The sequence below is a fragment of the Candidatus Palauibacter soopunensis genome, from assembly GCF_947581735.1.
GTDB classification, from domain to species: Bacteria; Gemmatimonadota; Gemmatimonadetes; order Palauibacterales; family Palauibacteraceae; genus Palauibacter; species Palauibacter soopunensis.
This window is the reverse complement of the sequence record NZ_CANPVT010000007.1, coordinates 55,638-75,652: the sequence shown is the minus strand read 5'-3', so window position 1 is coordinate 75,652 and position 20,015 is coordinate 55,638. Positions and strand designations below refer to the sequence as shown.

Sequence of the window (20,015 nt, the reverse complement as noted above, 5' to 3'; positions counted from 1 at the left end):
CGTCCGACCGGATCCATGAAACCTAGCCTAGTTTAGCGTGGCGGATCAGGCCTCGCCCACCCGTTCCGCGAGCCAGCTTCCGACCTCGGACGTCGTCGCGCTTCCGCCGATGTCCGGCGTCCGCACTCCGCAAGCCAGCGCCGCATCCACGGCCCCCTCGACCGCGTCGGCCGCGTCGGCCGCCCCGTGATCCCTCAGGAGAAGCGCGGCGCTGAGCACCGCGGCCATCGGATTCGCCCGCCCCATCCCGACGATGTCCGGCGCACTGCCGTGCACGGGTTCGTACAATCCGTGCACGCCCGGGTTCACGTTGGCGGAGGGCGCCAGCCCCGGCCCACCCACGATCTCCGCGCCCAGGTCGGAGAGAATGTCGCCGAGCAGGTTCGACGTGACGATGACGCCGAACCGCTCCGGCACCCGGATCATCTCCATCGCGAGCGCGTCCACGTAGCGCATCTCTGACTCCACCCGCGGATATCCGGCCGCGACCTCCGCGAACACGCGGCGCCAGAGCCCGAACATGTGCGGCACCGCGTTCGCCTTGTCCGCGAGCGTGACGCGCAACCCCCGGGGGGCCGCGTGCTCGAACGCCCGCCGCACGATGCGCTCGACCGCGAACCGGCTCGCGACCGACTCCGAAACCGCGACCTCATCCGGCGTGCCTTCGCGCTCGACCCGGCCGATGCCGACATACAGACCTTCCGTATTCTCCCGGAAGATCTCGAAGTCGATGGACACCGAATCCGCGGACCTCAGCGGTGACAACTCCGGCGCGCGCAGCCGGAGCGGCCGGCGATTGAGGAACAGGTCCAGCCGCACCCGCAGTCCGAGGAGGAGGTCGCGCGCGTGACGCCCGTCGGGCACGCGCGGATCGCCCACGGCGCCGAAGAGAATCGCGTCGAAGTCATCCCTCAGAGACTCGAAGGTCGGCTGCGACAGCGTCTCTCCGGTGGCGAGATAGTGGTCCGCGCCGTGCGGAAAGTGCGTCAGGTCAATATCGGACAGGCCCCTGGCCGCCGCGGCCCGGAGCACTCGACACGCCTCGCGGATGACTTCGGGACCGATCCCGTCGCCACCAATGACGGCGATGCGCAGCGGAGCCTGCGACACCGATCGCGGCTAGCGTTCGATTTCGAGCGCGCCGACCCGGGCGGAGTCCTCCAGGAAGGCCCGCGCCGTCTGCCAGGACACGGCGATGCCCGTCAGCGCCTGGAGCCGCATCGCTTCGTTGCGCATGAAGTCCGCGAGGGAGCTGCCGGGCTCCTCGGACCCGTTGCGCATGGCCCGCACGATCCCATCCCAGTCTCCCTCGTACACCACGCCGTTCGGGGCACGCACGCGGTGCACCTCCACGGCCGACGCGTCGGGCGGACGACCGAACAGATCGAGCTGGCCCGTGCCCGGTCCGGCCGTCAACCCGTTCGCCCGGGCTTCGACCTCGGCCAGCAGGCGTTCCTCCGGACTCGGTTCCGGCGCCAGTTCCTCCAGCGCCAGCAGGTAGGGCCGCAGCTCCCCGGCGTCGGACGGAAGGTCTTCGAGTCGCCGCTTGAGATCGACGACCCGCCACGCGACGATCGGATCAGCCAGGTCCGTCACCGGGATCGTCGCAAGTTGCGCGAGCGCCCCCTGAAAATCGCCGCGTTCGTAGAGCACGTTGCCGTAGAGCGCGCGAGCCTCCGCGAAACGGGGATCGAGGCGCACCGCCTCGCGGCTCCAGAACAGCGCCCCCTCGGTGTCGCCGTCCCGGTAGAAGGTGAAGGCGAGATCCAGCGCGGCATCGGGGCTCTCGCGGTCGGCGGCGAGGGCGAGCCGGAAGAATCGCTCCGCCCGGCGCAGGAGACCCTCGCGCAGCAGGCTGCGCCCCACGCAGAGCATGAGTTCCACGTCCCGATCGTACCCCAGTGTGATGAGGCCTTCGAAGATCTGGAAGGCCGCCGCGCGTTCCCCCAGCTTCAGCAGGACATCTCCCAGCCCGGCCAGCGCTTCTTCGTGTTCCGGATCGATCCCGAGAACTCCGTCGAAGGCCGCGCGCGCCCAGGCATATTCCTCTCGGGCGAGACGCGTATACCCGAGCGAGACGAGGAGTTCGACCGAGTCGGGATAACGGGTGAGGGCCTCCTTGAGGAGGCCAAGCGCCTGATCGAAGTCGCCGGCTTCGTACAGCCGTTGCGCTTCGGCGTCGAACTGCTCGTAGTTCCAGGAGTCGGAGAGGTTCAAGTCCGGAACCTCAAGTCAGGAACCCTTCCGACCATGTTCGGCGAGCCAGAGCGGAGCCTTTCGTTGAAGGACGCTGTTCCAACTTCGGTTGCGATGCCCACGCCAGCAAGTTCGGGGCCCGGATGCGTTCACGATTCGAGTGCTTCGCACAATCTCCCCACGGTCTTCTCGTCCACGCCGAGCAGGGTGAGCCGCGTGATCCGTCGTTCGACCAGCTCCGCGACCTCCAGCCACGCATCTCCCAGCGGGACCCGGTCCCCCGGCTCCGGGATCCGGCCCAGCGTGCCGATCACGTAGCCGGCCACGGTATCGTATTCCTCGTCTTCGTCGAGATCATCGAGGTCCAGAGCCGCGAGCAGATCCGTGAACGAGACGCCCCCATCGAGTCCGACCGACCCGTCGGGACCGATCTCCAGCCCCGCCTCCGCCTCGTCGTGCTCGTCGTAGATTTCGCCGACGATCTCCTCGAGAAGGTCCTCCAGCGTGGCGATGCCGTCCGTGCCGCCGAACTCGTCGACGACGACGGCCATGTGCGTCTTCCGGGCCCGCATTTCCGCGAGCAGGTCGTCGACCGCCTTCGACTCGGGGACGAAGAGCGCCTCGCGCATCACGTCCCGCGCCACGAGTCCCGTCGGACGCTCCGCGAGGACTTCCGCCAGCAGATCCTTCACGACGATGATGCCGACGATGTCGTCCAGCGAATCGTCCGTGACGGGGAGACGCGAATGTCCCGACGCCGCCGCGACCTGCAGGATGACCTTGGCCGGATCCCCGGCCCCGACGGCGACGATGTCGGGGCGGGGCGTCATCACCTCCCGGACGACGGTATGGGTGAGATCGAACACGCCTTCGATCATCGCCTGTTCGTCCTTCTCCACCATTCCTTCGCGCCGACTCTGTCGAACGAGCACCTCGATCTCGTCCGGACTGTGGGCATGTTCGACGCCGTGCGTGTCGCCGACGGGGGCGCGGATCATCCGCAGGAACAACCGGGCCGAGCCGTCGAGCAGCCAGATCGCCGGCGTCGCGACGCGGTTGAAGGCGAGGAGAGGACCGGCGAGGTAACGGCTCACCGTCTCCGGGCGCAGGAGCGCGACGGTCTTCGGCGCGAGTTCGCCGAGTACGATGTGAAGGTAGGTGATGAGGATGAAGGCGACGACGATCGCCGTCGTGTGGAGCGCCGCTGCCCCCGCGGCGAAGCCCAGCGCGCCGAACAGAGGCTCGATCGACCGCGCGAGCGCCGGCTCGCCGATCCAGCCCAGGCCGAGCGACGCGATGGTGATCCCGAGCTGTGTACCCGAGATGGCGCGGTCGAGATCGTCCTGCGCCCGGCGGACGACGCGGGCCAGACGATCGCCGGCACCGGCCAGTTCGTCAATGCGGGTGCGTCGCGCGCTGACGAGCGCAAACTCCGCCGCAACGAAGAAGGCGTTCGCCGCTACGAGCGCGAGGACCGCGCCGAGCCTCAGAGCGAGTCCGAGGTCCATTCGGCGGTCCGACTAGCGGATGGTGTGGCTCCCGGTCTGTCCGGGGGCGGGGGTTCGTTCAGGCTACGTTACCTCGTTACCACGCCGGTGGTCCTGGATCGGGCTAAACCGGGGCTTCCTGCTTGGACTGCTGAGCCGCGCCTCCGTGCGGGATCGCCGGGGCACAGTACCGCTCGCCGATGGTGCGCAGGTCGGACAGCTCACTCGGCGTCAACTCCGGATACCGCTCTCCGAGGTACTGGATCGTATCGTCGAACCACTCTCGCCGCTGTTCTTCTTCCGCGTCGAGCACGCCACAGCGGCGGATGTGGCTGAACAACTCATCGCGGGCTCTGTCACTTGAATTCGGCACATGATTTCCTTTGCTCAAGGCACCTCCTGCTGGTCGTCGTCACCATACGGGGTTCAAGACTAACCTAGGATGCACCACGGCAAAAAGGGAGTGCGGCCCCGGCGCCGCTGCCCCGCCGGAACCGGTCCGAACGTCAGCGATCGGTCTCCGCCGCGTTCTGCTCGAAGCCGCGAAGATACATGTTCACCTGGCCTCGCCTCATGCGGCTCTTGATCTGCACGATGAGGCGTCGGTCATCGTCCGAGATGAAGACCTCGGCCCGCCCGTCCTCCCCAAACAGACCGTCGGTCTGAATGGTCGGACGCAGAACGATCGTGTCGAACGTCCCCGCCGGTACACGCACCCGCTCGCGGCGCAGGACCTCGACGACGACGGGATTGCCGTCCTCCTCGAAGTAGCGATCGAACTCGTAGGTCCGGCCGATCTCCAGCGGGAGAGTCCGGATCAGGTAGAGGTAGGAGATCTCGTCGAGCGCGCCCGGGGGCATGGGAAGGTCCCGCTGCCGGCGGTGCGGAAGGTAGGCCTCCGCCTCCTCGTTCCAGTCGTGTCTCGTGGCGGCGAGGGCCTCGTGATCCAGCTCCCAGCGGCGCTGCCTGCGGTACCCTCCCTGCCGGAGGTTCTCTTCGAAGCGGAGCGACCGGTAGGGATCGGGGGCAAGCCAACTCACCGTGCGGTCGTCCATCCTGTAGAAGGGGATGCTCCCCTTCATCTCCATCGAGAGCCGATACGCCGGCGTGCTTCGGATCGTGTCCTGCGCTTCGACGCGGAGGTGCATGCGTCCGAAGTTCACCGGCCCGAACAGCACGGCGTACTCGGAGGTCTCCCCGATCTCGAACGGCCAGCTCTCGGAGAAGAGGTCATCGGCCACCTGGCCCGCGTCACTCTGCCCCGAGAGGTCGGATGTACCCGGAATCGAAGGGGCCAGGAGCGCCAGACACGCCACGGCGCCGTGGCGCAGGCTTCGTTTCCGCATGTCAGGCCGCCTCGGCGATCTGCCGGCCGATCTCGCGCAAGGCGCGGTCCCGGCCGGCGGCAAACAACTGCTGGAGTTGCTCGCCGGCCCGGAAGCGGGCCTCACGGTATCGGCGGAGGGGGTGCGGATCATGCGGAATCTCCTCGAATCTTCGTACAAACGGCCACACCTGCAGGAGCAGCGCGGCGTTGGCGGCCCAACCTTCGTACCGCACCAGCGGCCCATCGCCAGCGGCGAGAGCGCGTTCCAGAGCGAACAACCTATATAACCGAAGAGAAGCATAAGGGTCCGTCACGGCTGGAGCCGACAGCAGTTGACGGGCGCAGAGCCGGCCGCCGGCCCGGGTCAGACGCCGTGTGAAGGGTTCCGCATCACCGCGCGCGACCGTGACGAGATCGGCGCCGCCTTCGAAGCGCCGAAGCATCTCCGGCAAGCGCTCGGGCGGATCGGAAAAATCACCCTGCATGGAGACGAAAGCGTCGCGTCGCGGATAGTCCGACCGGCGAAGTGTCGCCCGGATCAGCCGGTCGAGGCTCGCCGCGTAGCCCCGCCGCGCTTCGTTGCGAAGCACGGTGAGCGGGAGCACCCGCGGGTACCGCTCGAGTGCCTCGTCCGTCCCGTCGTCCGAGGCGTCGTCGCAGACGAGCACGTGAAACTGCCGTCGCTCGCCGCAAAGCAGTTCGCGGATCCGCCACAGCAGCGGACCGATCGTCTCGCGCTCGTTGTGAACCGGAATCCCGATGTGAATCACGCGCCTTCTCCGTGTTGCGCCACCCGCTTCCAGCGTCGGTGGAACCAGAAGTACTGCTCCGGTCGCCGCTCGACCTCCCTCTCCAGCACCCGAACCCATCCCTTCGTGACCTCGACCGGATCGCCGTCGGCGCCGGATCCGCCGCCGTCGATCTCTTCATGGACGATCCTGTACCCCGCCGGGTCTCGCACCAGGGCCGCGAAGAAGAGAGGGACATCGGCGGCGAGACACAAACGCGCCGGGGCGAGCGACGTCCAGGCGGGGCGGCCCAGGAAGTCGATCGGGGCGCTGCCGCGCCGGGTGTGCTGATCGGCCACGAGGGCCAGGATCCGGCCCGAGCGCAGCGCGTCGAGCGCCGGACGCGCCGCCGCGTCGCGGTCGAGCACGTCCAGCCCGAGCCGCGCGCGCAGGTTGCGCAGCCGACGGCCGAAGGCGCCTCGCTGGCGCTGCACTACGGTCGTCACGCGCACTCCGAGCGCTCGCACGGCGGCGCCGCCGAGCTCCCAGTTGCCGAGGTGCCCGGCGACGACCACGGCGCCGTCGCGCTCCGCGACCGCCGCTTGCAGGCGCGGGCCGAGCCCGGCCACGTCGACGACGCGAGACAGCGTTCGCTCGATTCGGGACGGACCGCCCATGAGGAGCGCGGCCTCCCGGCCGAAGTGCCGGTAGCAGGCGCGAGCCGTGTCGCGCACCCAGCGCGGCGGCGCGGCGGGGAAGCTCGCGGCGAGCTGGGACTCGACGACACGGCGACGCACGCGGAGCGGGTCGCGACACAGCGTCCCGAGCGTCCGGCCGGCCGCCAGCGCCACCGGTTCCGGCGCGGCGCGCAGCCCCAGATGCAGGCCGGCGACTCCGCCGTCCACGAGCGCGTCCGCAAGCCGCCGGCCGCCGCTCCGGCCGTCCCGACCCGCCCGGTCGGTCACGGTTGCGAGACGCGTTCGAGTTGGTGGCCGAAGAGCCGACGGTACGGCCCGCCGCGAGATACGAGCGCGTCGTGGCGGCCGGCGTCCACCAGTCGCCCGCGCTCGAGGACGAAGATCCGATCGGCCTCGCGCACCGTGGAGAGCCGGTGGGCGACCACGATCACGGTGCGGCCGCGAAAGCCTTCCGCCGCCGTCCTGAGTGCCGTCTCCGTTTCAGCATCCACCGCCGACGTGGCTTCGTCCAGGATGAGGATCGGGGGATCACGGAAGATGGCCCGCGCGATCCCGATGCGCTGGCGCTGGCCCGTCGACAGACGCACGCCGCGATCACCGAGCACGGTGTCGTAGCCATCGGGCAGTCCCGCGATGAAGCCGTGCGCGCCGGCCGTGCGCGCCGCCGCCTCGACCGCAGCCGAGTCCGGCGTGCCCTCCCCGTAGGCGATGTTTGCCGCCACCGTGTCGTGGAAGAGCACCGCCTCCTGCCCCACGAGACCGATGAGCCGGCGAAGGGAGTCCACCGAGAACTCCCGGATGTCCGTCCCATCAATCGTGACCCGTCCCGACTGCGGATCCGCAAACCTCGGCAGCAGGTCGACCAGCGTGGATTTTCCGCTCCCCGACGACCCGACGACGGCGACAACGGAGCCGCGCGGGATGACGATATCGATGCCTCGCAGCGCGGCCCGCCCCGGCTCGTAGGCGAAGCTGACGCCCTCGTAGCGGACCTCCCGTTCGGGACCCGTCGCGATCCGCGACCCGCCCGCCGGCTCCGGATCCTGGTCGAGGATCTCGAAGAAGCGGTCCGCCGCGGCGAGCCCCTGCGCGGCGATGGCCGGATACTGCGCGAACCCCTTCACCGGCGTGATGGCGCGTAGCGCGATGGTCACGAAGGCGACGAACTGCTCGGGCGCGATCGACCCGCCGCCCCCCACGAACGACGCTCCGATCCAGACGAGTCCAAGCGCCACGACGGACGCGAGCACCTCGGAAAGGGGCGAGGCGAGGTGTCGGGTCGTGGCCGCGGCGATCCGCTTGCGGCTGAACGCGTCCGAACGGCGGTGAAAGCGCTCCTTCTCGAAGTCCTCGGCGACCCTCGACTTCACAAGCCGCACCGCGCCAAGCGATTCCTGCAGCGCCGCGACGAGTTCGCCGTGGTCATCCCAGGTGCGGCGGAACCTCTCGCGCAGCCGTCCGAGCAGCGGCCGCAGGCCGAGCCACACGAGCGGCACGAGGACGACGGCGATCAGCGCCAGCCTCCACGAGAGAGCGAACAGCGCCACCGCGTAGGCCGCGAGCGTCGCCACCTGGCGAACGGCCTGCGCGAGCGCATCCGTCACGACGGGCTTCGCCTCCCCGGCGTCCGTGATCACGCGCGCGATCAATTGGCCCACCTTTCCGCGCTCGAAGAAGGCGAGTGGCAGGTGCTGCAGGTGCGCGTGCACCGCGTTGCGCACATCACGGACGAGAAACTCCTGCGTGCGGATCGAGAGCGCCCGCCCCCCGACGATGCAGAGGTTCTTGAGGAGGAGCGCGGCGAGCACCAGCACGCACACGGCCCGCAGCCCGTCCAGTCCGGCTTCCGGGCCGAGCCATCCCCCCGCGATCCCGTCGATGAAGCGCTCCGCCGCGTTCCGTCCGCCGCCGGGCAGGGGAGCCCCCATGCCGAAGAGCGAGCGGAGGAACGGGATGAGCAGGAGGAGGCTGAACGCCTCGAGTCCGGCCGCGAGCACGCCGAGCGCCAGGCTCGCGAGGAAAGTCCAGCGATAGGGGCGCAGGAACCGGAGCAGCCGCCGGTACGAGGACGCGCCCTCGCCGCTCCGGCCCGGGTTCATCGAGTCACCGCGGCGTGAGCAGCGCGGCCGGAAGCACCATCTCGTCGGGGCTCACTCCGCCGTGCAGGAAACTGTCCCGGTACCGGTTCTGGTATTCCCGCAGCCTCGTCGGATAGACGAAGAAGTAGTCCTCGCGACAGAGGGCGAAGGTCTGGTTCATCCCACCGGGAGGCAGCCTCCATTCGTCCGCGTCCGACGTCGACATGACCGCGGCCGGGTTCTCCACCTTCATGTCGGCGCCGATCTTGTAGCGCAGGCTCGTCGACGCGTCGCGTCCGGCGTAGATCGTGGCGGGCCGCCGGCAGTGAATCGAACCGTGGTCCGTCGTCAGGAGGACCCGGACTCCCCGCTGCGCGGCCAGCCGCAGCGCCTTCAGCGCCGGCGAACGCTCGAACCAGGTCACGGTGAGCGAGCGCAGCGCGCTGCTGTCCTGCGCCATCTCCCAGATCAGGCGCGACCGCGCCCTCCCGTGCGTGAGCATGTCCACGAATCCGAACACGAGCGCCGTGGCCGAAGGGGACGACAGGTAACCGCCGAGCCGCGCCAGCATGGGCTCGCTCTCCTGGGCCGAGAAGATCTTCTCGTAGTGCACGGGGATCCGCGACGCGGTCAGTTCGTGGATATGCCGCTCGAAGAGCTCGTCCTCGAACGAGTTGTAGCCGGTCTCGCTCCCCTTCTCCCACCACTCCGGACGGCTCTCGGCGAGTTCGTCCGCGAAGATGCCTCCGAAGATCGCGTTGCGCGCGAACGGGGTCGCCGTCGGCAGGAGCCCCGCGTAGAGCGCCTCCTCGATCTCGAAGAATTCGCTGACGATGGGGAGGACAGCCCGCCACTGGTCCAGCCGCATGCAGTCCATCACAACGAGCAGCGCCGCCGGATCCTCGTCGAGGATCGGTCGAAAGAAGCGGGGCAGCACATCCACCGAGAGCGTCGGGCCCCGCTCGCCTCCCTCATGCACCCACTCCCCGTACCGATCCGCCACGAGATCGCAGAACCCTCGGCTCAGGTCGGTGTGCAGCCCCTTGAGGATCTCGCGCAGGCCCGACTCGCCGGCCTCCTCCAGCTTCAGGTCCCAGTCGACCAGCTCCGAGTACAGGTCGGCCCAGTCCCGCCACGACGCGGCGGTGGAGACCCGCTCCCGCAATTCGCCGAAGCGGCGGGAGAAATCGCGCGTGATGTGCTCGTGGCGCAGGGCCGGGCCGGCGAGGAGCCGGGTCACGACCGACAGGACCTGCCGGGGACTCGTCGGCTTGACGATGTAGTCGTCCGCCCGCCGCCCGATCGCCTCGTGCATGGTCGATTCTTCTTCGCTCTTCGTGACCATCACCACGGGGAGGCGCGGGGCGGAACTCCGGATGCGGTCGAGAACCTCGATTCCGCGCAGCCCCGGCATCCGCTCATCCAGCAGCACGAGATCGTAGGACGCGGCCGTCAGGAGCTCCATCGCGTCCTGGCCGTTCATCACGGCATCGACGTGATACCCCGAGGAGCGCAGCAGCATGAGATGCGGACGCAGCAGGTCGACTTCGTCGTCCACCCAGAGGATCCGGCCCGCCACGGTCTTCGTCCCTTCGGTCATGTGCCGCCTTCTCAGATTGTCAGATATGAGCGGATGGCCCGCTCCAGCTTCCGCACAACCTCCTCGGCGCGGATTCCCGACATGCGTCCGGGCCGAGTGGCCCGGGACGGCATTCGCCCGCCATCGGAGCCGGCGGAGCCGCGAAACCGGTCCACCGTGAGCTCCGTGAACCGGCCGTAGGGACCGCTGCGCCTGGGGTCGGTGTACCCGTACAGTCCGATGGTCGGCGTCCCCAGCGCCACCGCCATGTGCAGAGGGCCCGTGTCCGGCGCCAGCACGAGATCGCTCGCCGAGAGCCGGCCCGCCAACTCCCTCAGCGTCCCCCCCAGCGCGACCCGCGGCGGAATCCCGCACAACATCTCGATGCGACGGGCATCCCGCAGTTCCTCCCCGGAGTCTCCTCCCAGGAGGACGGGCTGCAGGCCCAGATCGCCGGCCGCCACGTCGATTACCCGCGCCGTCCCCTCGAGGGTCCAGTTTCTCCGGGCGTTGGAACTCCGCGGCACGATCGCGAGTACCGGGCGCGAGAATCCCTCCCTCCACCGCGCCGATTCCCGCCGTTCCTCCTCCGTGAAATGAAAACGCCACTCCAGGCATCGCGGGACGCCGAGATGGTCGAGGAACTCGAACAGTTCGTCCTGAATATGGGCCACGGGAGCCGGCGGGATGCGGCGGTTCGTGGCCAGCCAGCTCAGGTCGCGGGCGCGCGCCCGATCGTGGCCGAGGCGCTCCGGAGCGCGCAGGAGACGCGTGACCATCCCTCCCTTGAAGTTCGGCTGCAGACAGATGACGAGGTCGAACGCCTCTCCCGCCACATCGCGCCGAAAGCGGGAATAGGCGCGGGCGCCGAGCCGTCGGTGGAAGAGCAGGAGCCGGTCGACGTCCGGCCGGCCGGCCATCAGCGTCGCCGGACCCGGTTGCAGCACCCAGGTGATATGGGCGCCGGGCCACGCCCGCCGGAGGGACGTGACGATGGGCATCCCCTGGACGGTACTCCCCACCGCGCTCATCAGTACGATGGCGACCCGGCGCGGCGGCGCGCCCGAAAGGGATCTATCGGGCTGCATCTCGGTACAGAACTTGGCGGACCGTGACGAAACCGCGGGGCGGAACCGGCCCCGGGAAGACCCGCCCGGGCTGACAACGGCCCGAAAACACAGTAATCTCGGGGCGATGCGAACTCTCACCCGCTATATCCTGCGCCGTCACGCCGGGCCGTTCATCTTCGCCGTCATCGGCACCACGGTGCTGCTCCTCCTCGATCAGGTGAGCAAGCGCTTCGAGCGGCTCATCGGCAAGGACCTCGAGTGGACGGTGATCGCCGAGGTCTTCGTCTATTCGATCCCCTTCATCCTCGCGCAGACCCTGCCGATGGCCGTGCTCATCGCGGTCCTGTACGTCTTCAGCCGGATGGAGGGCGACTTCGAGATCACCGCCGTCAAGGCGAGCGGCATCCCCCTGTCGCGCGTGATGACCCCGCTCCTCGTCTGTGCCGTCATTCTGGCCGGCGGGATGACCTGGTTCAACAACACGGTCCTGCCCCAGTCGAACCATCACCTGCAGGTGCTGCTCAGGGGGATCGGCCGCAAGACGCCGACCTTCAACCTTCGGGAACATACGATCAACGAAGTGCTCCCGTCCTATGTCTACGTACACCCCGGCATGATCGACCGGGAGGAGAGCGTCGTCCACGATGTCGCGATCTACGATGAGCGAAATGGCCAGGAGAGCCGCTCGATCTACGCGACCCGCGGAAAGATGGGCTTCTCGGAGGAGGGGGAAGACCTCTACTTCGATCTCGAGGATGGCGTCGTCCAGGTGCGCCTGAACGAGCGCCCGCATGCCTTCCGGCGCATCGCCTTCGAGCGGATGCTGCTCAAGATCCCGGATGTGGCGAACGGGCTCGAGCGCGATACCGCAGCCATACGCGGCGATCGCGAGATGAACATCGCCGACATGCGCGTGGAGGCCGGTCGCGGCGCGCAGATGGCGAACGCGGCACGTTCGGAGAGCCTCGTGTACGCGCAGGCGATCACCGGCATGCTGCTGGACTTCGAGCAACCTCTCGCGGATGCGCCGCTTCCCGGGGCCGGGCCGGCGGACGGCGCCCGTACCCGGGAGAGCGACACCCGCGACCGGAGGGATGACATCTCCGACCTGGAACGTGACGCTTCCTACCGGCAAGTCACTGTCGCCCGCCGGGAGGATGACCCTCCCGCGACACCGGAAGCGCCCGCGCAACGCGAGATCGAGCCGGGACCTGCGCAGGAAGCCGCCGCGCCGGATTCCACGACACAGGTCGCCGAGAGCGCAGCCCGTCGCTTCTACACCGCATTCGATGCGGCGAACCAGTTCCAGTCGTACGCGGAGCGCGAGGTCACGGGGCTTCGCCGAATCAACCAGTACTGGGTCGAGATTCACAAGAAGGGGACGATCCCGGCCGCGTGCATCGTGTTCGTCCTCCTCGGCGCCCCGATCGCCGTCCGGTTCCCGCGCGGCGGCGTCGCACTCGTCGTCGGCGTCAGCCTGGGCATCTTCGGGGCGTACTACGTGTCGCTCATCGGGGGCGAACGGCTCGCCGACCGCCTCTGGATCTCGCCGCTCTGGGCCATGTGGGCCCCGAACGTCATCTTCGGCGCCGCCGGGCTCGTGGCCCTGGCGCGCTCCACCAGGGTGCTGCGCTGACGCCGTGAAGCTGCTCGACCGGTACGTCCTTTCCCAGTTCCTGAGGATCTTCGCGGCCTGTGCGCTCGGTGTGCCCTTCCTCTTCATGGTCATCGACATCGCCGACAACCTCGACCGGTTCCTCGACCAGGGGTCGACCTGGTCCCAGATCGTCCTTCACTACGTGTACGAGTTTCCGTACCAGTCGCTGCTCGGGTTTCCGATTGCCGCCCTGCTGGGGTCCGTGTTCACGGTGGCCTCCATGTCCCGGCACTTCGAGGTCGCGGCCGTCAAGGCGGGCGGCGTTTCCTTCTACCGGCTCGTCCTCCCGATCCTCTGCGGCGCCACGCTGCTCAGCTTCGTCGCGCTCGGCCTCACGGAACTCGTCGCCGTGACGACGCGGAAATCGGCCGAAGTCCTCGAGCAGGAGGAGGCCCGCAGCCAGACGATCCGGAACTCCTTCGTCTACCGGGGGGACGACGGCCTCGTGTACAAGGCGCGACTGCTCGACACGCGCGAAGGCCGGATGGACGACGTTCAGATCGAGCGGAGAGGATCGGAACCCGACTTCCCCACCGTACACATCACGGCCAACGTCGCGCGGTACGACTCGGCGTCCTCGCGCTGGGTACTCCAGCAGGGGTGGATGCGGGAGTTCCGCGGCCCGGAGGAGGAGACCGCCTTCGAGTTTTCCGAACTGTTCGTGCGGCAACTCGACGAGACGCCCGAGGAGCTGCAGGCCAGACCCAAGGAACCGGACGAGATGCGCTACGCGGAACTGGGACGCCTCATCGAATCCGTCGAGCGGTCGGGCGGCACGACGAACGGGCTGAGAACGTCTCGCGCGCTACGCATCGCCTTCCCCTTCATCTGCCTCGTGATCGCCGTGTTCGGCATACCGCTTGCGCAAAGCAACAAGCGGGGCGGCGCGCCGACCTCGATCGGAATCGCGCTCGGGACGACGATCCTCTTCCTGACCCTGATCCGCATCGCCGAAGCGATGGGCGCCGGAGGAGCGCTGTCACCGACGGCGGCGGCCTGGCTGCCCAACATCATCTTCTTCGGCGCCGGCCTCCTGCTCTTCGCGAAACTGCGGACCTAGCAGCCCGTACGGGGCCGGCCGGAGTTAGCCGGCCCTGGCGATCCGTTCGATGTCCGTTCGCACCATGAGGCGGATCATCTCCTCGAACGACATTCGCGGCTCCCAGCCCAGTTGCCGCCTCGCCTTCGACGGATCGGCGCAGAGCCGCTCGACCTCCGCCGGCCGCAGGAGCGCGGGATCCTGCTCGACGTGCTCGCGCCAGTCGCGTCCGATCTCATCGAAGGCAATCTCGATCAGCCGTTGGACGGAGTGCGTCGCGCCGGTTCCGATCACGTAGTCTTCCGGCGTCTCCGCGCGCAGCATGAGCCACATCGCTTCGACGTAGTCGCCCGCAAACCCCCAATCGCGCTCCGCCTTAAGGTTCCCGATCGACAGACGGTCGGCGAGCCCGCGGTGGATGCGGGCCGCCTCCCAACTCACCTTGCGCGTGACGAACTCCCGGCCCCGCCGGGGACTCTCGTGGTTGAAGAGGATCCCGCTCGTCGCGAAAAGGTCGTAGCTCTCCCGGTAGTTCACCGTGATGAAGTGGCCGTACACCTTCGCGACGCCGTACGGGCTGCGCGGATAGAAGGGCGTGTCCTCGTTCTGCGGCGTCTCCCGCACCTTCCCGAACATCTCAGAGGACGAGGCCTGGTAGAAGCGGATCGTGTGGTCGACCGCGCGGATCGCCTCGAGCATGCGCGTGACGCCCAACGCCGTGAACTCACCCGTGAGCAGGGGCTGATCCCACGACGTGGGGACGAAGGACTGCGCGGCAAGATTGTACACCTCCCGGGGCTCCACGCGTTCAAGGACGCGAATGAGCGACAACTGGTCGAGCAGGTCCGCCTGGTGGAGCGTGACCCGGTCCCTGAGATGCGAGATGCGGTCGTACTTCTCCACCGAGGAACGGCGCACGACGCCGTGCACCTCGTACCCCTTGTCGAGCAGGAACTCGGCCAGGTAGGAGCCATCCTGTCCCGTGATGCCGGTGATGAGCGCGATCATGGCGGCCGAATATGCGCGGCCGGCGCGCCGCGGCCAAACGGGCGCGGCGCACGCGAGGCCGGCGTCGCCCCGCCGCTTGACCGAAGAAAACCCGAAGCGAACATTGCCCGTCCCGCGTCCGGCCGGGCCGCGGGAAACCGAAGTTTGAAGACAGAGGAGGTCTCGCGATCCCGCGCGCGACGCCGGTTCCGGAATGGGTGCCCGATCTTCCCGCGACCCCGGGCGTCTATGTCTTCGTGGACGCACACGGGCATCCCCTCTACGTGGGGAAGAGCGTGAACCTGCGGCGGCGCGTGCGGGGCTACTTCTACTCGGGCGGGCCATCGAACGAGCGTCTGGCCGAGATGCTGCGGATCGCCCGGGGCGTCGAGGCACACCCGACCGGGAGCGACCTGGAGGCGCGACTCATGGAGGCGGAGCGAATCCTCGGCCAGCGTCCGCCCTACAACAAGGCGCTCAAGCGGCGCGACGCCGGCTGGTATCTGGAACTGCGCCGGAACGAACCCTTTCCCAGGCTGCGCGTCGTGCGCCGGCCGCGCCGGGCCGAGGCCCGCTACGTCGGCCCCTTCTGGAGTCGGCAGTTGCCCGAGCGCATCCGGCGCCTCGTGGAGAAGATCTTCCGGCTGCGGAGTTGCGCCGAATCGGTGCGCCCGGACCCCGCGCGGAGCCCGTGCATGCAATTCGACATGGACCTCTGCACCGCGCCCTGCGCGCGCCGCGCGGGACTCAACGCCTATCGTCGGCAGGCGGAAGCCGCCGGGCGCCTGCTCGCCGACCCGGGCTACGCCTGGGAACTCATGGACCGGTTCACGGAGGCACGCGACGCCGCCTCCGAAGGACTGGAGTTCGAGCGGGCCGCGGCGGTCCAACTTCGGCTCGACTGGATCGAGGAACTCGAGGAACTTCGGTTCCTGCTGGAGCCGGAAGCGGCACCGCACTCCTGGCTCATCGTGCTCCCCGGGCTCGATGAGGCGCACCGGATGCTCCAGCCGGTGGCGCGTGGGCAGGTGCTCGCGCGGCGCCGAGTCACGTGGGTGGAGGGTGCTTGGGAGGAGGCCGTGGAAGACGCCTGCTATGCGGTGCGCGTGGCGGAGTTGCGGGCGCCCACCGTGCTTTCGCCGCGAGAGTCGGTGCCCAGCGCGATGGTGGGCCGGTGGCTCGAGCAGGGCAGTGACGACGGACACGCGATCGACCTGACCCGTCTCGACGCGGCCGGCGCCATCGATGAACTTCGGCGTCTCGCGTCCTGAGGCCCGTCGCGGAACCCCGCCAACCTCAACCGGGTTTTGATTTCCATGTTAAGGAATTCAGACGTCGTCGCGGCCCGCGAACGGATCCGGTCCGGCGTGGCGCGGACCACCTGCCCGCAGTCCTTCGCCCTGGAGGCGCACGCCGCCGGCCGCTTCCATCTCAAGACGGAGTTCCGGCAGCGCACCGGATCGTTCAAGGACCGGGGATCGCTCCACAAGCTCCTGCGCCTCGGCCCGGCCGCCCGCGAGGGAGGTGTCGTTGCGGCCAGCGCCGGGAATCACGCCCAGGCCCTCGCGTATCACGCTTCCCGGCTGAAGATCGCGTGTACCATCGTGATGCCCGTCCACGCCCCCCTCATCAAGGTCGCCCACACGCGCGGCTACGGCGCCCGCGTAATTCAGACAGGCGAGACGCTCTCCGACGGGATGGCGCTCGTCGAACGTCTGGCCCGGCAGGAGGGACTCACCCCCGTTCACGCTTTCGACGATCTCGATGTGATGGCGGGCCAGGGGACGATCGGGCTGGAGATTCTCGAACAGGTGCCGGACCTCACGACGGTGATCGTCCCCGTCGGAGGGGGCGGGATGGTCTCCGGCATCGCAACCGTGGTGAAGGCGCAGCGGCCCAACGTGCGCGTGATCGGCGTGGAGGCCGCGGCCTCGCCCGGGGCCCGCGAATCGCTGGCCGCCGGGAAGCCCGTCCACCTGGAGAACTCCGACACGCTTGCGGACGGCATCGCCGTGAAGCGGATCGGCGACCTGGCCTTCCCTCACCTGGCGACGCTGGTGGACGACGTCGTCCTCATCGATGAGGAACAGATCACCCGCGCGATCTTCTTCCTCCTCGAATCCGAGAGGTTCGTCGTGGAAGGCGGTGGAGCGGTGTCCGTGGCCGCCGTCCTCGAGGGGAAGGTCGAGTTCGGCCCGGCCGATGTCACCGTCTGCATCCTGTCGGGCGGCAACATCGACATGAACCTCGTGTCGCGGGTCATCGACCGCGCTCTCTGGGCCGATGGCCGGCTCGCGCGCCTCGCGGTCATCGTTCGCGACCGCCCCGGCTACCTCAACGAGGTGACGGCGCTCGTCGCGATCGAGGGGGCGAACGTCCTCCACATCGAACACACGCGCGCCTTCGGGGACATCTCGGTCGGGAAGGTGGGGATCGAACTCACGATCGAGACGCGCGGCCACGACCACGTCGCGACGATCGTGGCCAAGCTCCGCGAACTCGGCCACCGGGTAGAAGAGCTTTCCTGAGGCCGGGAGTTGACCGGCGGGGGCGTTCGGCGCATCCTCGGGGCACGACAGAATCGGCCGGGGGGGCTCACGGAAGCCGGTGTAAATCCGGCGCGGCCCCGCCACTGTGAGAGGTCCGGGATTGTCCCGGAACGCCGACTCGGACGTGCCACTGGGACCCGCGCGGTCCCGGGAAGGCGAGCCCCCGGCGGCCTCGAGCCAGGAGACGTGCCCATCCGGCGCCCAGAACACACCTCCGCGGGGAGGTGAGGGGGTCGTCTTCCGGGCACGGCACACCTCGGAAATCTCCCTCTCCCTTTCCGCGAGAGAAGGGAGAACCGAGATGAGACATGTGAATCCGGCGCGCGGGCGCCCCCTTCACGCACTCGCCGTGGCCGCGGCGGCCTGCGCCGCTCTCGCCGCGTCCCCGCTTCGGGCGCAGGAACCGATCAGCCTCGAGGGACTCGTCGTCACGGCCCACCGCTGGGCCGAACCCGAGTGGACGGTGGCCGCCAACACGACGGTCATCGAGGGCGAGGAACTGGAGCGTGCCGGGATCGAGTTCGTGTCCGACGCGCTCCGGCACGTCGCCGGCCTGGCGGTCGCCCGCAACGGATCCTTCGGCGCCATCACCTCCGTGTTCCTGCGCGGGGGCGAGTCGGACTACGTCCACGTACTCGTCGACGGCGTACGCGTGAACGAGCCGGGGGGATCCTACGACTTCGCATCGCTGACCACCGACAACGTGGAGCGCATCGAGATCGTACGCGGGCCGGCTTCGGCGCTGTACGGCTCCGACGCCGTGAGCGGGGTCATCCAGATCTTCACGCGCCGCGGGGCGGGACCGCCTCGGGGCAGCGTCTCGTTCCAGACCGGAAGCTTCGGGACGACGCGCTGGCAGGGCGACCTTTCGGGAGGCGGCGGCGGACTCTCCTATGCCTTCTCGCTCGGCGGGAGCGCGACGGATGGGATCCTCGCCTTCAACAACGAGCACCGGCAGACGACGGCAACGGGGCGCGTGCAGGCGAACCTGGACGCGGACACCGACGCGACCTTCGCCATCCGTTACAACGACTCGCGCTTCCACTATCCGACGGACGGGTCGGGAAACGTCGTCGACCGCAACGCGTATTCCTTCGGCGACGCGCTCACCGTCAACATCGACGCGGGCCGGCGCTGGACGGATGCGGTCGAGACGCGGCTGTTCCTCAGCGTCTGGGAATCCTATATCGCGCCGTCCAGCTAGGTTCGAGGAAGTCCAGTAGTGAGAGTGAAGTTGTTGTATGTGAGTGACTTATGTTATACTGCCGTGTCAGGATGTTCACCGTGTTCCAGTACGGAAAGGGTGATCGGCGGGGTGACCACGAAAGGGTGACCAGATGGGCAAACACGGCAGGAAACTCACCGCCGCCTTCGTGCGGAGCGTTCACGAACCGGGCCTGTACTGGGACGAGCACGGCCTCGTGCTGCGCGTCAAGCCGTCCGGCTACAAGCAGTGGATCCAGCGGCTGTTCATCCACGGCAAGCGCAGGGAGCTGGGGCTCGGTCCGCTCCGCCTCGTGACGCTGGCCGAGGCGCGGGACGCGGCCCTGGCCAACCGCAAGGTGGCCCGGGCGGGCGAAGATCCGAGGACGAAGCGGCGCAGTTCGGTGCCGACGTTCGAGCAGGCGGCCGCCAAGGTGTTCGCGATGCACCGCGCGAACTGGACCGAGAGGCACGCGGGCCAGTGGATCGCGACGCTTCGGACCTACGCATATCCCGGTATCGGTGGCAAGCGGGTGGACCGGATCAGGTCTGCGGACGTGATGGGCGTGCTCATGCCGATCTGGAACGACAAGTACCAGACGGCCAAGCGGGTGCGGCAGCGGATCTCGACGGTGATGCGGTGGGCGATCGCGCAGGGCTACCGGGTGGACAACCCGGCGGGCGACGCCATCGGGGCGGCGCTGCCCAAGCCGCCCCGCATCCAGAAGCACTACAAGGCTCTGCCCTACGAGGAGGTCGCGGGCGCGGTCGCGACCGTGCGCCGGTCCGACGCGCGGCTCTCGGTCAAGCTGGGCATCGAGTTCCTCGTCCTGACGGCCTGCCGGTCGGGCGAAGTGCGGGGAGCGCGGTGGGACGAGATCGACACCCAAGGCGGGGAGTGGACGATTCCGGCGGAGCGGATGAAGAGCCGCCGGGAGCACCGGGTGCCGCTGTCGGGGAGGGCGGTCGAGGTTCTGGCCGAGGCGAATGCGCACGCCCGCCGCTCGGAGTGGGTGTTTCCGTCGGCGAGGGGGCTCACGCTGACGAGCATGGACTTCAGCGGGTTGCTGAAGACGCTTCGCATCGGGGCCGTGCCGCACGGGTTCCGTTCGAGCTTCCGGGACTGGGCGGCGGAGCGCACCGACGCGCCCCACGCGGTCATGGAGGCCGCGCTCGCGCACGCGGTCCGGGACAAGGCGGAGGCGGCGTATGCCCGCTCCGACCTCTTCGAGCGCCGCTGCGTCCTCATGGAGCAGTGGGCGGAGTATCTGGCGGACCGGGGAACGGACAACGGAGCCTGATACGGCCTTCGGGTCCCATCCACCCTCCACGACGGGCCAGAGGCCGTTTCCGGGGATCCGAGGTGCATTTCGGGGGATCTACGGGCCGCAGGAGCGCCTCTGACGCATGATCGCCG

The 20,015-nt window shown here is 68.8% G+C and carries 17 protein-coding genes and 1 riboswitch; of the genes, 6 read left to right on the top strand and 11 right to left on the bottom strand.

Features of this window, described 5'->3' with window-relative positions:
• Positions 1-45: 45 nt before the first annotated feature.
• From RN901_RS03570 to RN901_RS03525, 10 genes are all read right to left on the bottom strand, one after another.
• Positions 46-1,110: an isocitrate/isopropylmalate dehydrogenase family protein gene (locus tag RN901_RS03570; RefSeq protein WP_310756016.1), complete on the bottom strand. Its 1,065-nt coding sequence runs from the start codon at positions 1,108-1,110 to the stop codon at positions 46-48.
• A gap of 9 nt (positions 1,111-1,119) precedes the next feature.
• Positions 1,120-2,217 carry a tetratricopeptide repeat protein gene (locus RN901_RS03565; RefSeq protein ID WP_310756014.1) on the bottom strand — a complete coding sequence of 366 codons (1,098 nt, stop codon included), beginning with the start codon at positions 2,215-2,217 and terminating at the stop codon, positions 1,120-1,122.
• Positions 2,218-2,345: 128 nt separating this feature from the next.
• A complete protein-coding gene (locus tag RN901_RS03560) occupies positions 2,346-3,704 on the bottom strand; it encodes a hemolysin family protein (RefSeq protein WP_310756012.1) in 1,359 nt (452 codons plus the stop codon).
• 103 nt (positions 3,705-3,807) lie between these two features.
• Entirely contained in the window at positions 3,808-4,074 is a 267-nt protein-coding gene (locus RN901_RS03555) for a hypothetical protein (RefSeq protein WP_310756010.1), read from the bottom strand.
• Positions 4,075-4,189: 115 nt separating this feature from the next.
• Positions 4,190-5,029 (bottom strand): DUF3108 domain-containing protein, encoded by an 840-nt coding sequence (locus RN901_RS03550; RefSeq protein WP_310756008.1) that lies wholly within the window; start codon positions 5,027-5,029, stop codon positions 4,190-4,192.
• A gap of 1 nt (position 5,030) precedes the next feature.
• Positions 5,031-5,780: a glycosyltransferase family 2 protein gene (locus RN901_RS03545; protein WP_310756006.1), complete on the bottom strand. Its 750-nt coding sequence runs from the start codon at positions 5,778-5,780 to the stop codon at positions 5,031-5,033.
• Positions 5,777-6,703 carry a lysophospholipid acyltransferase family protein gene (locus RN901_RS03540; protein ID WP_310756004.1) on the bottom strand — a complete coding sequence of 309 codons (927 nt, stop codon included), beginning with the start codon at positions 6,701-6,703 and terminating at the stop codon, positions 5,777-5,779. Before RN901_RS03540 ends, RN901_RS03545 begins: the two co-directional genes overlap by 4 nt.
• Positions 6,700-8,535 (bottom strand): ABC transporter ATP-binding protein, encoded by a 1,836-nt coding sequence (locus RN901_RS03535; protein ID WP_310756002.1) that lies wholly within the window; start codon positions 8,533-8,535, stop codon positions 6,700-6,702. Before RN901_RS03535 ends, RN901_RS03540 begins: the two co-directional genes overlap by 4 nt.
• A 4-nt stretch (positions 8,536-8,539) precedes the next feature.
• Complete coding sequence (locus RN901_RS03530) at positions 8,540-10,114, bottom strand: bifunctional response regulator/alkaline phosphatase family protein (RefSeq protein WP_310756000.1); 1,575 nt, start codon at positions 10,112-10,114, stop codon at positions 8,540-8,542.
• A gap of 11 nt (positions 10,115-10,125) precedes the next feature.
• A complete protein-coding gene (locus RN901_RS03525) occupies positions 10,126-11,181 on the bottom strand; it encodes a glycosyltransferase family 9 protein (protein ID WP_310755998.1) in 1,056 nt (351 codons plus the stop codon).
• A 106-nt stretch (positions 11,182-11,287) separates the two neighbouring features.
• Between RN901_RS03525 and RN901_RS03520 the strand changes: the two genes are divergently transcribed.
• Positions 11,288-12,799 (top strand): LptF/LptG family permease, encoded by a 1,512-nt coding sequence (locus RN901_RS03520; RefSeq protein WP_310755996.1) that lies wholly within the window; start codon positions 11,288-11,290, stop codon positions 12,797-12,799.
• Between the two features lie 4 nt (positions 12,800-12,803).
• Complete coding sequence (locus tag RN901_RS03515; RefSeq protein ID WP_310755994.1) at positions 12,804-13,880, top strand: LptF/LptG family permease; 1,077 nt, start codon at positions 12,804-12,806, stop codon at positions 13,878-13,880.
• Between the two features lie 24 nt (positions 13,881-13,904).
• Here the strand turns inward: RN901_RS03515 and gmd are convergent, their stop codons facing one another.
• The gene (gene gmd, locus RN901_RS03510; RefSeq protein ID WP_310755992.1) at positions 13,905-14,867 is read right to left on the bottom strand and encodes a GDP-mannose 4,6-dehydratase; all 963 of its coding nucleotides are present in this window, start codon (positions 14,865-14,867) and stop codon (positions 13,905-13,907) included.
• A gap of 197 nt (positions 14,868-15,064) precedes the next feature.
• Here gmd and RN901_RS03505 point away from each other — a divergent pair, with 197 nt between their 5' ends.
• From RN901_RS03505 to RN901_RS03490, 4 genes are all read left to right on the top strand, one after another.
• Positions 15,065-16,117: a hypothetical protein gene (locus tag RN901_RS03505; protein WP_310755989.1), complete on the top strand. Its 1,053-nt coding sequence runs from the start codon at positions 15,065-15,067 to the stop codon at positions 16,115-16,117.
• Positions 16,118-16,162: 45 nt separating this feature from the next.
• A complete protein-coding gene (ilvA, locus tag RN901_RS03500; RefSeq protein WP_310755987.1) occupies positions 16,163-17,374 on the top strand; it encodes a threonine ammonia-lyase in 1,212 nt (403 codons plus the stop codon).
• 69 nt (positions 17,375-17,443) lie between these two features.
• Positions 17,444-17,583: riboswitch (cobalamin riboswitch) on the top strand.
• 113 nt (positions 17,584-17,696) lie between these two features.
• Complete coding sequence (locus RN901_RS03495) at positions 17,697-18,599, top strand: TonB-dependent receptor plug domain-containing protein (RefSeq protein WP_310755985.1); 903 nt, start codon at positions 17,697-17,699, stop codon at positions 18,597-18,599.
• A 133-nt stretch (positions 18,600-18,732) separates the two neighbouring features.
• Complete coding sequence (locus RN901_RS03490; protein WP_310755983.1) at positions 18,733-19,899, top strand: tyrosine-type recombinase/integrase; 1,167 nt, start codon at positions 18,733-18,735, stop codon at positions 19,897-19,899.
• Positions 19,900-20,015: the final 116 nt, after the last annotated feature.

Bases quoted from the DNA above. Each gene is read 5' to 3' on its own strand.
- RN901_RS03490 (WP_310755983.1), top strand. From the start codon at position 18,733: ATGGGCAAACACGGCAGGAAACTCACCGCCGCCTTCGTGCGGAGCGTT.
- RN901_RS03550 (WP_310756008.1), bottom strand. From the start codon at position 5,029: ATGCGGAAACGAAGCCTGCGCCACGGCGCCGTGGCGTGTCTGGCGCTC.
- RN901_RS03495 (WP_310755985.1), top strand. From the start codon at position 17,697: ATGAGACATGTGAATCCGGCGCGCGGGCGCCCCCTTCACGCACTCGCC.
- ilvA (WP_310755987.1), top strand. From the start codon at position 16,163: ATGTTAAGGAATTCAGACGTCGTCGCGGCCCGCGAACGGATCCGGTCC.
- RN901_RS03560 (WP_310756012.1), bottom strand. From the start codon at position 3,704: ATGGACCTCGGACTCGCTCTGAGGCTCGGCGCGGTCCTCGCGCTCGTA.
- RN901_RS03535 (WP_310756002.1), bottom strand. From the start codon at position 8,535: ATGAACCCGGGCCGGAGCGGCGAGGGCGCGTCCTCGTACCGGCGGCTG.
- RN901_RS03530 (WP_310756000.1), bottom strand. From the start codon at position 10,114: ATGACCGAAGGGACGAAGACCGTGGCGGGCCGGATCCTCTGGGTGGAC.
- RN901_RS03520 (WP_310755996.1), top strand. From the start codon at position 11,288: ATGCGAACTCTCACCCGCTATATCCTGCGCCGTCACGCCGGGCCGTTC.
- gmd (WP_310755992.1), bottom strand. From the start codon at position 14,867: ATGATCGCGCTCATCACCGGCATCACGGGACAGGATGGCTCCTACCTG.
- RN901_RS03525 (WP_310755998.1), bottom strand. From the start codon at position 11,181: ATGCAGCCCGATAGATCCCTTTCGGGCGCGCCGCCGCGCCGGGTCGCC.